We start from the raw sequence: 14,840 nt of genomic DNA on the forward strand, positions 1-14,840 counted from the left end.
ATAGAATCAGTTATTTATGATAAATGTGGTTCATCTGAGTAAAACTAAAAAAATAGCAAGAAAAATAAATTTTAGCCTAAATCATATTTCTCTAAACTTCAGCTACATAAAGAGTTCTTTTTTTTCTTGCGGAATTGCTGGAAAAATCAATTATTTTTTTTCAGACAATTTTCAGATTTTAACTTTGTGAAGCCAACTGTTACTTTTCAATCAGAATTTAGTTGACATACTTGCACATTTTGTCCTCAATTGTAACATCTGAATGTCTATTTGCTTGAATTTTTATTATACTAATTATTTCATCGCTACCATATTCAAAGCAAACTTCATGAATTTGTTTTATTATTTCCATCAACTTGTCATACCTTCCTTCCATAACAGTTTCGAATGGGCATACCTGATGTTTTATTCCTGAATTTTGGATTATCTCAATAGCTTTATCTACTATCGTATAGGAATCTTTATGTTTAGATTTGGGGATAAGCTGCAGGCTTACATTTATTAGATTTTGCATATATGGAAAAAGTATTAATCTTCAATTTCATCTGCCTGAGAATCAGTCTCATCGTCAAATTTGTCATTTTTTTCTTCAAGGAACTTTTTAATTTCATCGTTCGAGAAAACTTTTACATTAGTTACCAAAAAATTTGCTTGTAAAAAATTTCCAAGTTGATTGCACTCTTCCAATGCAGATTTAAAAATAGATTGAATATCGGAACTGATTGGTAATAATGATACGAAAGTTGCATAATTTTCAGGAAAATCAATTTTTTCAATTTCTCCTTCATTATTGTTTATTGCATATTCAAATTCGCTTTTTATTATCTTTTTCTGACTATCGGAAAAACCATTTTCACCTGTAGAAAGAAGAACTACAAAATATCTTAGGTTCAAACCTTTACCACCCAAACCAGTTGAAATAAATACCTGACTTTCGTCCAACAAATCGCTTTCAATTAGCATTCTGCTTTCCTGCAAAGCAATAGTAGCCCAATCTTTCAATTGCGATTCCTCAATTTTTGCAAATTCTTCGATGGCTCGGTAAGCTTCAACATTCTGGTTAATAGCAAGATGAATTAGAATATCTTTTTTTTCTTCATTAGTGATTTTCGATGATAGTAATTTCGCCTTATATTCTTTAATATCAATATCTTTACTTTTTTTCTTTACATTTTTCGATGCCTCAAAATATTCCATTTGTATATTGACATCAATTTGCTCCTGTAAAATATTTAATTTATTTGGGACTTCGTTGAACATCTCGCTCAATTTCCCAAATATACTTTCATCATTCATTAAAATAGTTCTAAATAAGTTATAAAATATCAAAAACTAAAACTGTGCAAATGTAGATTATTTTTGAACATTTTCTAATAAAAGGATTTTGAAAAAGATATAAAGTCTTTTGGGTTTGTAAATAAAAAAATGGTAACTATTCAGTGTGTTTAAAGTGTTGAATTTAGGATTGTTCTGAAATTTATTTTAACCGCAAAGAACGCTAAGTTGTACGCCAAGATCGCTAAGTTATTGAGTATGTTTTCTTTGCGAAACATTGCGCTTTGCATGATGACCTTTGCGTTTAGATTATTTATTTTGTTTTAGTTTAGTATATTACAATTTATTATCAAACACTGATTTGTTACAAAAAATGATATGTGTAAACTAATGATTTATGCCAAATTATACCTAATTATTGGTATTGCTACATTTTTTATAAGATAGTATTTTTGTTTTTTTTAGGAAGAGAAATTTATGAAATTAGCTACATTAAAAAATAGCGAGAAAGGGATTATAACAAAAGTCAGAGGACGCGGTGCTTTCAGGCGTAGAATAATAGAGATGGGTTTTGTTAAAGGCAAGGAGGTTTTGGTAGTGAAATCTGCTCCACTGAAAGACCCAATTGAATATAACATAATGGGCTACGAAGTTTCTCTTAGAAGAAGCGAGGCTAACTTGATAGAAGTAGTTACTTTTGAAGAAGCAAAAGAATTGCTACAAGACAATAAATTTGAAGGTATTGTAAATGGCGAACTATTAAAACATACGGCTAAGGAGAAAAGCAAAATAATTAATGTTGCATTAGTTGGAAATCCAAATTGTGGAAAAACTACTTTGTTTAATAATGCTTCTCATTCGAAAGAACATGTCGGAAATTATAGTGGGGTAACTGTCGATTTAAAATCTGCTAAATTTGAATTGAATGGTTACACTATAAATCTTGTAGATTTGCCAGGAACATACTCACTTACAGCCTATTCACCCGAAGAACTTTATGTTAGAAAATATATTCTGGGCGAGATTCCCGATATTGTAATTAATGTGATTGACGGTTCGAATCTTGAGCGAAACCTGTATTTGACAACCCAACTTATCGACATGGATGTCAAGGTGGTAGCTGCTCTGAATATGTATGACGAACTACAATTGAAAGGTGCAAAATTCGATTACATAAGTCTCGGAAAAATGATTGGAATTCCTTTTGTTCCCACAGTTGGTTCAAAAGGCAAAGGAGTTAAGGAGCTGTTTAGCAAGGTAATTGATGCCTATGAAGACAAAGCAGCCATATTACGACATATTCATATTAATTATGGAAAAGATGTTGAAAATTCTATCAATAATATTCAAAAGGAGATAAATGTTAAAGAAAATTACTTTTTAACTGATAAAATATCCTCACGATTTATTGCAATCAAACTTCTCGAAAAAGATAAAACTTCAAAATTTTCTGTGTCAAGATGTGGAAACCACGATGAAATAGTTTCTGTTTCAGAGCAGGAAATCGAAAAAATCGAAAATCAATTTAGCGAAGATAGTGAGACAGTTATTACAGATGCAAAATACGGTTTCATTGCAGGAGCCCTGAAAGAAACCTATAAAGAAGGCTTCGTAGGCCGCAGAAAAAGAACTGAAATTATTGATACTTTTTTAACACACAAAGTTTTTGGTTTCCCAATTTTTCTCTTTTTTCTATGGCTAATGTTTCAGCTTACTTTTTCTTTAGGGAAATTTCCGATGAATTGGATTGAACAGTTCGTGGGCTTAACAGGTGACACTATTGGAAATATTATGCCAAACGGAGCATTAAAAGATTTATTAATTGATGGAATAATTGGAGGAGTTGGAGGGGTAATTGTTTTTCTTCCGAATATTTTAATTCTTTTTCTTTTCATTTCAGTAATGGAAGATACCGGATATATGTCGCGTGCAGCATTTATTATGGACAAACTTATGCACAAAATTGGATTGCATGGAAAATCCTTCATCCCATTAATTATGGGTTTTGGCTGCAATGTTCCTGCAATTTTGGCAACCCGAACATTAGAAAACAGAAACGACCGGCTACTCACAATGTTGATAAATCCGTTCATGTCATGTAGTGCCAGATTACCTGTTTATATTTTAATTATAGGTGCTTTTTTTCCCGAAAATTCAGGAACAGTTCTATTTAGCATTTACACAATTGGAATTTTTATTGCAATTTTAATGGCTATACTTTTCAAAAAAACTTTGTTTAAATCTTCCGATGTTCCGTTTGTGATGGAACTTCCGCCATATAGAATACCAACTGTAAAAACCAGCCTTAGGCATATGTGGCACAAAGGCTCGCAATACCTTAAAAAAATGGGTGGTGTAATTCTCATTGCATCAATTATTATTTGGGCATTAGGCTATTATCCCAGGAATAGTGAATTGACGACAGAACTTGACACCAAAATTGAGCGAACTTATTCTTCTTTTTTAGACAAGGAAGAAAATACCTTTAATGAAAATGAGATTATTGAAATCCATAGTGAAGGACAAAACACAATTGATTCTTTGCAATTGATCAAAGAAAGTATTCAACAAGAGAATTCGTATATTGGAAAAATCGGCCATTTTATTGAACCGGTTATGAGACCTCTTGGATTTGACTGGAAAATGGGTGTAAGTTTACTTTCAGGTGTTGCAGCAAAAGAAATTGTAGTTAGCACTATGGGAGTTTTGTATCAAGCCGATTCAAATTTGGAACAAAAACTACAAGAAAACATATATTCGAGTGGAGAAAAAACCGGACAAAAAGTTTTTAGTCCAATTGTAGCTTTCGCATTTTTAATGTTCATTTTGCTATATTTTCCTTGTGTAGCAGTAATTGCGGCTATCAAAAAAGAATCTGGTAGCTGGAAATGGGCGGTTTTTATGATTTTTTATACCACAAGTTTAGCATGGTTCGTTTCATTTTTGGTATATCAAATTGGGAGTTTATCAATTTTTAATTGACGATTTAATATAATAATTTTTCAGATATGATTCAAGATATTATCACTCTAATAATAGTTTTTTCTGCAATAAGCTATACTCTGTATAGTCTTTTCTCCATGATTTTTATTAGAGAAAAATCAAATTCAAGGGGTTGTTCGGGCAATTGTTCTGCTTGTTCGTTTAAAAAGATATAAAGCTATGATATGAAATTCATCATATGACTTTGAGTCATATGATGAATAACTTACAGTCTAATCCAAAAATAATTTTGCTTTTTTTACATTGTTACAATTGCTACACTTTTTTTGAATTAATCTATTTTAAGACATCATAGGCATTACTTTCTAAAAGTGAACAAGTGGGCATCGAGCCACGAACTCACCGGCTACTATGCGAAGTTTCCAAACTTCGCTTTCCTCTAACTACTTCATTCAAAATATTCTTGTACATTCTTATCATTATTTGAGTTAAAATTAAACTATATTCTCATAAAACCCAAACTCAAGGTTTACTTTTGTTAACTCTATTTTCAATTATTTCAGGATTTTTACCCGCTTCCTCAGAAATTTCAATCTTGAACATATCGACTATATTTTTTCTTGAATTCCTCGAAAGAGGTAAAATTTGTTTTATTGTTTTCCAAATTATACAATCTCCGTTTTAGTTCCTCATTTTGCTTGATTGAAAGAAGGTCAATATTCACATATTCTTCTTTTCTTTCATTCGCAATTTCGTTTTTATTCAGATTCTTTTGCTTGGCTTCATTCATAATATATCGTACAAAAATATCAATTTCATAGAGCTTGTTTTCAGGAACAAAATCCAGATTATCAATTATTTCCTGTTTTTGCTGTCTAATACTCATAGTTTCAATATTTCAAATTCACTTATCAACAAAGATAGTTAATTTTCTATAATTTAATTTGTCCTATTTCTAAATGAGCATTAAAAAGATTAGATTTTCATCGAATACAACAATTTGGCAAAAACAAAAAATCATAGTTTAAGATTACAAGCAGAATTTACTTCTATGATAATTGTCATATTTATAAATATTTCAATATCTTTGTAATTTTATAAATTAAAGTTGAATTTTGGAATATGATTTTTGATAAAGACATGGTTTTGAGCATCTATAACGGCCTGACCAAAAAAGTAGATTCTGCAAAAAAAACAATAAATAAACCCCTCACATTAACAGAAAAAATTCTCTATTCCCATCTCGAAACTGGTTTCGTAAAAGAGGAATATGAACGAGGAAAATCATATGTAAATTTTAATCCAGACAGAGTTGCAATGCAAGACGCAACTGCCCAGATGGCATTATTGCAATTTATGCAAGCCGGAAAACAAAAAGTTGCTGTACCCTCAACAGTGCATTGCGACCATCTTATTCAAGCAAAAACCGGAGCTACAGAAGATTTGAAGGAAGCCGAAACTCAAAACAATGAAGTTTACGACTTTTTAAAATCTGTATCAAACAAATACGGTATTGGTTTTTGGAAACCCGGAGCCGGAATTATCCATCAAGTAGTTCTCGAAAATTATGCTTTCCCGGGAGGAATGATGATAGGGACAGATTCTCACACAGTGAATGCCGGCGGATTAGGTATGATTGCAATTGGAGTTGGTGGTGCCGATGCTGTGGATGTGATGGTAGGAATGCCATGGGAATTGAAATTTCCAAAGCTTATTGGTATCAAACTTACCGGAAAACTAAATGGCTGGGCTTCAGCAAAAGATGTAATTCTGAAAGTTGCCGGAATTCTCACCGTAAAAGGCGGAACTGGTTGCATAGTGGAATATTTTGGGGAAGGAGCAGAAAATATTTCCTGTACAGGTAAAGGGACAATATGCAATATGGGTGCAGAAATAGGTGCAACAACCTCAATTTTTGGATACGACAAAAAAATGTCGGAATATTTGAAAGGAACCGAAAGAGAGGAAATTGCAATTGAAGCTGATAAAATTGCCGAATATTTGACAGGTGATAAAGAAGTTTATGAAAATCCAGAATTGCATTTCGATCAAGTAATAGAAATCAATCTATCGGAACTCGAACCACATATCAACGGGCCATTTACACCTGACAAAGCCTGGAAATTGTCGGAATTTGCAAAAGCAGTTAAGGAAAATAATTATCCTGAAAAAATGGAAGTTGGCCTTATTGGTTCATGCACCAATTCTTCTTACGAAGACATGACTCGTGCCGCATCTTTAGCAAAACAAGCAATTGATAAAAATATTGAAGTAAAAGGACAATATATTGTTACACCCGGGTCAGAGCAAGTTAGATATACCATCGAAAGAGACGGTTTAATCGACATTTTTGACAAAATGGGTGGCATAGTTGTAGCTAACGCCTGCGGACCATGTATTGGGCAATGGGCAAGAGAAGGTGCTGAAAAGCAAAAACCAAATTCCATCATGACTTCCTTCAACAGAAACTTTGTGAAACGAAATGATGGCAACCCAAACACTTATGCTTTTGTAGCTTCACCTGAGATTGTTACGGCATTTTCTATTGCAGGAGATTTAACATTTAATCCTATAAATGATTATTTGACTGACAAAAATGGAGAAAAAGTAAAGCTAAAAGAGCCTCAAGGTCTGGAACTTCCAATAAAAGGATTTGCTGTTGAAGACAATGGATATGTTGCACCAATAAAGGATGGTTCGAAAATAGAAGTGGTTGTAAAAAATGACTCTGAAAGATTGCAATTGCTCAAACCATTTGATAAATGGGATGGAAACGATTATAAAGACCTTAAACTTTTAATCAAAGCAAAAGGAAAATGCACTACAGACCATATTTCTATGGCAGGGCCATGGCTACGCTTTCGTGGACATCTCGACAATATATCGAACAATATGCTTATTGGAGCTATAAATTATTTTAACGAAAAACAAAATTCAGTAAAAAATCAAACTAATGGCGAATTTGCCGCAGTTCCGGATGTTGCAAGAGCTTATAAATCGGCAAAAATCAGCTCATTAGTTATTGGAGATGAAAACTACGGCGAAGGCTCGTCTCGCGAACATGCAGCAATGGAACCTCGTCATCTTGGAGTAAAAGTAGTAGTGGTAAGATCTTTTGCAAGAATTCATGAGACAAATCTGAAAAAGCAAGGAATACTGGCTCTTACTTTTTCCAAGAAGGAAGATTACGGTAAAATTCAAGAAAATGACAGTTTTGATATTGAAGGTCTGACTGATTTTTCTGAAAATATGCCATTGAAAATGATAATTAATCATTCAGATGGAACAAAAGACACTATTGTTGTAAATCATTCTTATAATAAAAATCAAATAGAATGGTTCAAAAATGGTTCGGCATTAAATTTAATTAAAAAAAGAAATAAAAACTAAATAATTATTTAATATGAAAGGAGAAAAAATAACAATAAAAGACGGAAAATTATCAGTACCAAACTTTCCTGTATTACCATTTATTGAAGGCGATGGAACCGGTCCGGACATTTGGGCAGCTTCGCAAAAAGTATTCGATGCCGCAGTAGAAAAAGCATATAAAGGAGATAAAAAAATAGTGTGGAAAGAAGTTTTTGCCGGCGAAAACTCGTTTAACAGAAATGGCGAATGGCTTCCACAAGAAACATTAGATGCTTTCAAAGAATATCTTGTTGGGATAAAAGGACCTTTGACTACCCCTATCGGTGGCGGAATTTCTTCACTAAATGTTGCCCTACGTCAAAAACTCGATTTATATGTTTGTTTAAGACCTGTTCAATATATTGATGGAGTTCCTTCGCCTGTAAAGAAACCAGAAGATGTGAATATGGTTATTTTCCGTGAAAACACAGAAGATATTTATGCAGGAATTGAATGGCAAAATGGTTCGGCAGAAGTAAAAAAAGTTATTGAATTTTTGCAAAAACAAATGGGAGTTACAAATATCCGTTTTCCTGAAACATCGGGAATTGGAGTAAAACCAATTTCGAGCGAAGGAACCAAAAGACTTGTAAATGCTGCCATAGAATATGCCATAGAAGAAAATAGAAAATCGGTTACCTTAGTGCATAAAGGTAATATAATGAAATTTACTGAAGGAGCGTTCAAAAGTTGGGGATTTGAAATTGCTAAGGAAAAATATAGAGACCAAATTGTTACCGAACGCGAAAGTTGGATAATTGGCAATAAAGATCACAATCCGGAGCTTAGCATTGAGGAAAATGCAAAATTGGTTGATCCCGGATATTTTATGATGACCGATGAACAAAAAAAGGAAAAGTGCGATGAAGTTGAGGAAGTTTTAAATCTATATCCGACACACGGTAACGGAAAATGGAAAAACAAGTTGATGATAAAAGATGCAATAGCAGATATTACTCTACAGCAGGTACTTACTCGTGCTGCAGAATTTGACGTTGTCGCTACAATGAATTTAAATGGCGATTATCTTTCCGATGCACTTGCGGCTCAGGTAGGAGGAATAGGAATTGCTCCGGGTGCAAATATCAACTATGAAACGGGACATGCAATTTTTGAAGCAACACATGGCACAGCTCCAAAATATGCAGGCTTAGATAAAGTGAATCCGGGCTCGGTAATTTTATCAGGTAATATGATGTTTAAATATATGGGTTGGCAAGAAGCTCACGATTTGATTTGGAACGCCCTTGTGAAAACTATTGAGCAAAAACGAGTAACTTACGATTATCATAGAATGATGGAAAATGCTGAATTGCTAAAATGTTCTGAATTTGCCGATGCGATAATTGAAAATATGTAGTGAGATAGTTATGAATTATTAATTATGAATTTCATATTAATCACGAAGAATAATAAATAATAAATAATAAATAAAAATGACCACATTAAAAGAAAAATTATTTGAAAAAATAGAAACATGGCGACCAAGAACCAAGTCGTTAATAAAAGATTATGGAGATATTGTTGTTGATAATATCACCATCAGTCAAATTATTGGAGGAATGCGTGGTGTTAAAAGCCTTGTTACCGATATTTCATATCTCGATCCAAACGAAGGAATCAGATATAGAGGCTATACTTTACCAGAAGTTTTCAAGAAATTGCCTAAACCAAAAGACTCCGAAATTCCTTATGTAGAAGGATTATTTCATTTACTATTAACTGGCGATATTCCTACAGATGAAGAAGTAAACGATTTGGTTGATGAATTTAGTAAACGAAGAATTGTTCCAAGATATATCTACGAAGTAATAGATTCATTTCCTTGTTGCAGTCATCCGATGACAGTTTTTTCAACAGCAGTTGCCACTCTGAATAGAGAATCCTTTTTTACTAAAAAGTATAATGCAGGGATAAATAAATTAGATTATTGGAATCCTACATATGAGGATGCTTTAAATCTTTTGGCCAAGTTGCCCGAAATTGCATCCTATATTTACAATAAACTTTATAGAGATGAAAAACGCATTATTTCTAATCCTAATTTAGATTTTGGTGGAAATTTTGCTCATATGATGGGTAAAGAAAAACCCTATGACGATGTTGCACGATTAACATTTATTCTTCATAGCGATCACGAAAGTGGAAATGTAAGTGCTCATACAGGTCATTTAGTTGCAAGTTCGCTGGCAGATGTTTATTTGTCAATTTCGGCAATGTTGAATGGATTGGCAGGACCATTGCATGGATTAGCAAATCAGGAAGTTCTACGCTGGATTCAGGATTTAAAGGAAAAGATGGGTGGTGAAGTTCCGAACGAAGACGAGATGAAACAATTTGTTTGGGATACCTTAAATTCAGGTCAGGTGATTCCCGGATATGGCCATGCAGTTTTGAGAAAAACCGACCCAAGATATTCGCTACAAAGAGAATTTAGCCTGAAATATTTAAAAGATGATGTTCTTTTCAAATATGTTGATATGCTATATAAAGTTGTTCCACCAATCTTGAGAGAGCACGGAAAGGCAAAAAATCCATGGCCAAATGTTGATGCACAATCGGGAATTTTACAATGGCATTATGGTATTACAGAATACGATTTTTATACTGTACTTTTCGGTGTTGGCCGCTCAATAGGAATTCTTGCAAATATTATTTGGGACAGAGCTTTAGGTTATTCTCTTGAACGACCAAAATCTTTAACTACCAGTATGCTTGAGAAAATTGCTAAAGACAGCAAAAAGTAAAAAATTTCAATAACAAAATTGGCTTGCTGAGAATTAATACGTTTTCTGCAAGCTATTTTTTAGCTTTTAATTTATTACAAATAGAAATCTCAAACTATTTTCCCAATATGTACTTCGATATCATTTCCAAAAGTAATTCTTTATTAATTGGTTTTGAAACATAATCGTTGCAACCTGCTGCAATTGCATTTTCTCTGTCGCCTGTAAGACAATAAGCTGTTTGTGCAATTATAATAATTTCCTTGTTAAACTTTCTGATTTCTTGTGTAGCTTTAAGTCCGTCAATATCCGGCATTCTAATATCCATCAGAACTATATCAAAATCGCTATTACTCCTACAGGTTTCAATTGCTTCTCTTCCGCTTGTAACAAAATGTAAATCGCTGCAAATATTTCTCAAAATTGTTTTTAAATACAAAGTACTAACCTCCTCGTCCTCAGCAATAAGGACTTTTAAACTTTCAGCTTTCAAATCAATCAACTCGCTTGCCTTTTTTTTCGGACGCTCAACAATTTTTTCAATTGTTTTCTTTTGATATGGTATTGTAAACATAAATTTCGACCATCCCTCTTTACCAATTTTTTTGTTTTCTTCTTCAGACTCTAACCAAATTTTTCCACCTAACATATCCACATATGCTTTCGAAATTGCTAAGCCAAGTCCTGAGCCCTCATATACTTGCCAATCTTCAATATCTGCCTGTTCAAAACGATTGAATATAGCTTCTTGTCTATTTTTGGGTATTCCAATTCCTGTATCTTTTACAAAAAATTCTATAAAGTTCTTTTTCAAGGTATATCCAAAGGTGATTTTACCCTTATCGGTATATTTAATTGCATTTTTAATTAGATTAGTTAGTATGCCATGAAGTTTATCATTGTCGGTCAAAATAGTAGCCTGATTGTTGGAAAGTGCAAGTGCAAAAAATAAGGACAATCCTTTCGATTTTGCATCGGGATTAAAAAACTGATTCAGCTCGTCCATTAATAAATTTATTGAAGTTTCTGTTTTTACTAACTTCATTTGCCCTGCATCAAGTTTCGAAATATCAATTATGTCGTTAATTGTATTTAAAAGACGATTGCTACTTTTATTAATAATTTTCGAGTATTCACTTTTATCTGAAGCACTAATACTTGGTTGGTTAAGTAGCTCTATAAAACCAATAATTCCATTCATAGGAGTGCGAATTTCATGGCTCATATTGGCAAGGAATGCACTTTTAAGCCGCTCACTTTCTAAGGCTTTTTCAAGAGCTATCTTTAATTCTTTTTCTGTTTTTTTTCTATAAGTAATATCCTGTGCTATCCCTTCAATTTTTACTAATTGTCCTTCATCGTCAAAAGTAGGCTCATTTACACCAAAAATATACCTTATCTCATCATTTGGCCGAATTATTCTATATTCTAATGATATTCCATTTCCACTTTCAGTAGCTTCATCTATTTTAGTTTTTAATTGTTCAGAATCTTCAGGATGAACATATTTGAAACTATCATCAACAGTAAAACTATTTCCATTTATATTAGGATCAAGCCCATAAATACGTAACAATTCGTCGCTCCAATAAACAAGACCAGATTTTATATCATACTCATAATTACCAACATGTGCAATTTGCTGAGCATATCTATGTCTTCTTTCACTTTCAACAAGATTTTGTTCAGCTTTTTTTCTTTGGGAAATATCCCTCAAGGCAGTTAAACGGATAGGTTTGTTATTATAATGCATCATTCGAGCTTGTATTTCACAAGGAAAAGTTGAACCGTCCTTTCTTACTGCAGTTACATAATAAGCTTGTTCGTATCCCGACAACATATTTTGTTTTACTTTTTCCCTGTCATAAGGAGTAATCCAATCAGTGCCAGGTTTATTAAGAGCTTCCTCCATTGAATATCCAAACAGTTTTTCTGCACTCTTGTTTTGCCCTATACACAATCCTTTATCAGATATGAATATACCTTCAAATGTTGCATCAGATAATAATTGATATAGCGCTTCGCTTTCTTGTAAAGCTTTTTGACTGGCTTCAAGTTGTTGGTGCGAAGCTCTTAACTGTTGTTCGCTTGATATTAATTCATTTATAGTTTCTTGCAGTTGATCTTCTGCCTGCTTTCGTCTTGTAATATCTATGAGGGTTCCGGTCATTCTGATTGGATTTGATCTCTTATCCCATTCTACAACTTTTCCTTTGTCAAGAACCCAAATCCAAGCACCATTTTTGTGCTTCATCCGAACTTCACATTCATAAAAGTCTATTTCTTTAGCAAAAAGTTTTTCTAACAATTCTTTCGATTTTTTCTGATCATTTGGATGACTCAATCTTTCCCAGGTTTTTATGCTTACCGGCTCAAGTTCTTCAAGTTTATATCCAAAAATTTGTGCCCATCTTTCGTTATAAACCATTTTCCCTGTTTGAACATACCAATCCCAAAGTCCTGCATTCGTACCTTGAATTGCAAGATCTAATCTTTCTCTACTTTCCTTCAAATCCCTCTCTGCTTGTATTCTTTCAGTTACATCTCTGCTAACTGCTATAAGCTTATTTCCTGCAAGATTAACCATACTTTGCATATTCTTCCATCTGCCATCTTTGTTTCTAAAACGAAATTCAATTGATTCCTGAACAGTTGTTTCGCCACGGAATAAGATTTGATTTATCTTCATCTGAAGATATTTCTTCAGCAAAGGAAATAGTTTTACCTTATCATTAGGATGAATAAAATCAAAAAAAGATTTACCCATCAATTCTTCCGGCTCGTAACCATGCATAGATTTTGCAGAATAACTAGCATATAGATATTTTGCTTTTAAATCGAATGTACATATTGCTATAGTATCGCTGGTATTTTCAGCAATCATTCTGTATTTTTCCTCGCTTTCTCTTAATGTTTCCTCCGACAGTTTTTGCTCTGTTTGGTCAGTGCAGATACCAATCCAATATGCTGGTAAGCCATCTTCATCAAGTACAGGTAAAGCTTTATCTTTCCAATGTCTCCATAAACCATCTTTAGTTTTTATCCTATAATCATAATGTATCGGGTCCTTCAATCTTCTATGATCTTCCACCGCATCTTTCATACGTATAGCATCTTCAGGATGAATTAGCTTTAACCATGCTTTAATAGTTTGAGAAATTTCCCCCTTTTCAAATCCCAGCATACTATCTATATCACCATACCATTTTAATTCATCATTTCTAATATTCCATTCATAGATTAAATCATAGGCTACTTTCCCAGCGAGACGCAAACGATTTTCACTTTCCCTTAATGAACTTTCCATTTGTTTCTGTTTAGTTACTTCACGAGAAACTACAACTGAACCATTAAATTTTTTATCAATAAATATTGGGGACAAGTTCATAGAAAACCATTTGTGTCCAATAGGAAGATCCAGGGAGTATTCAATATTAGCCAATTCGCCAATTTCGTTTTTAGCAAATGCCTGATTAAATAATTCGCTTACATTTGAAGGTAATATATCGCAAGGTTTTTTACCTATAAAAATTTCAGGTTTTATATAAAGATATTTCGGATCATGAGTATGATAAGATGTAAAACGACCGGCAGTATCAAATACAAAAAGAAGGTCTGACATTGATGAAAGTATTCCTTTGAATTTACTTTCTGATTTTTGGAGTTCTCGCTGAGACTTCTTAAGTTTTGTAATATCCCTACTAACTCCCAGAACAGAAACTATATCACCATTTTTGTCGAACACCGGATTTAGAGAAGTATTTATCCAAATAGTTCTATCAGTTGCCGGCATTATGGATTCAAAAGTTTCTGCTCTTTTGCTTTTAAATACCATTTGAATGCTCCGTTCATAATTATTTGCCACGCTTTTAGGGAATAGGTCTGAAATATTTTTCCCTTGTATTTCTTCCACAGTTTTACCCAAAGTACCGGCTGCTACACGATTCACTGATAAAACTTTCCCATTATTATTTATTAAGAATATTAAGTCGGAGGAATATTCAATCAAGGTTTTATATTTCTCTTCACTTTCCTTTAAATTACGGTTAGTCGTTTTTAATTGTTGTTCGCTGACTGATAGGTTTTCGTATGCAGCAATTAGTTTTTTTTCAGCACTTTCTGAGGCAGCAAGTTTCTGTTTAAGAATTTCATTTTCTTTCAAAAGTTGCTCTCGTGTAAGTTCAATATTTTCCATTTTATAATTCTTTCTAAAATTCTTTACTTACAAATATCCTATTTAAAGTATTCACAAAAATTGTTCAATCTACTAAAAAAATCATCAAACAAATAATATAGACCTTAAAGTTTCATTATTTGAATATTTCTGCTTACAGGAATCCTTTAAAACAAACATAACTACCAATTTTTAATTAATTTTTTCATTACAGCAAATATAAAGAAATTGCTTTTAGTGCAATTATAAATTATTGAGTCAAAACAAAATCATACTGAAAGCATTTATTATTGAGAGCTTCTAAAAATAGA

Annotated in this window: 8 protein-coding genes; 4 read left to right on the forward strand and 4 right to left on the reverse strand. The window is 32.8% G+C overall.

Going from position 1 to position 14,840, the window contains the following annotated elements:
• Positions 1–217 precede the first annotated feature (217 nt).
• Positions 218–514: an MTH1187 family thiamine-binding protein gene (locus HN894_09125; GenBank protein ID MBT7143487.1), complete on the reverse strand. Its 297-nt coding sequence runs from the start codon at positions 512–514 to the stop codon at positions 218–220.
• 14 nt (positions 515–528) lie between these two features.
• Positions 529–1,296: a hypothetical protein gene (locus HN894_09130; protein MBT7143488.1), complete on the reverse strand. Its 768-nt coding sequence runs from the start codon at positions 1,294–1,296 to the stop codon at positions 529–531.
• Positions 1,297–1,752: 456 nt separating this feature from the next.
• On the opposite strand from HN894_09130, the gene feoB reads away from it, so the two are divergent.
• Positions 1,753–4,257: a ferrous iron transport protein B gene (gene feoB / locus HN894_09135; GenBank protein MBT7143489.1), complete on the forward strand. Its 2,505-nt coding sequence runs from the start codon at positions 1,753–1,755 to the stop codon at positions 4,255–4,257.
• A gap of 550 nt (positions 4,258–4,807) precedes the next feature.
• Here the strand turns inward: feoB and HN894_09140 are convergent.
• Positions 4,808–5,104 carry a hypothetical protein gene (locus HN894_09140; GenBank protein MBT7143490.1) on the reverse strand — a complete coding sequence of 99 codons (297 nt, stop codon included), beginning with the start codon at positions 5,102–5,104 and terminating at the stop codon, positions 4,808–4,810.
• A gap of 236 nt (positions 5,105–5,340) precedes the next feature.
• Here HN894_09140 and HN894_09145 point away from each other — a divergent pair, with 236 nt between their 5' ends.
• The 3 genes from HN894_09145 (at position 5,341) to HN894_09155 (ending at position 10,376) form a co-directional block, all read left to right on the forward strand.
• Positions 5,341–7,608, forward strand: coding sequence for an aconitate hydratase (locus HN894_09145; protein ID MBT7143491.1), 2,268 nt, complete (start codon positions 5,341–5,343; stop codon positions 7,606–7,608).
• A 13-nt stretch (positions 7,609–7,621) separates the two neighbouring features.
• Positions 7,622–8,989, forward strand: coding sequence for an NADP-dependent isocitrate dehydrogenase (gene icd, locus HN894_09150; GenBank protein ID MBT7143492.1), 1,368 nt, complete (start codon positions 7,622–7,624; stop codon positions 8,987–8,989).
• A gap of 76 nt (positions 8,990–9,065) precedes the next feature.
• Positions 9,066–10,376 carry a citrate (Si)-synthase gene (locus HN894_09155; protein MBT7143493.1) on the forward strand — a complete coding sequence of 437 codons (1,311 nt, stop codon included), beginning with the start codon at positions 9,066–9,068 and terminating at the stop codon, positions 10,374–10,376.
• A 94-nt stretch (positions 10,377–10,470) separates the two neighbouring features.
• Here HN894_09155 and HN894_09160 read toward each other — a convergent pair whose 3' ends face one another.
• Positions 10,471–14,550 carry a PAS domain S-box protein gene (locus HN894_09160; GenBank protein MBT7143494.1) on the reverse strand — a complete coding sequence of 1,360 codons (4,080 nt, stop codon included), beginning with the start codon at positions 14,548–14,550 and terminating at the stop codon, positions 10,471–10,473.
• Positions 14,551–14,840: the final 290 nt, after the last annotated feature.

This window comes from Bacteroidota bacterium (assembly GCA_018692315.1).
In the GTDB taxonomy this organism is placed as follows: domain Bacteria; phylum Bacteroidota; class Bacteroidia; order Bacteroidales; family JABHKC01; genus JABHKC01.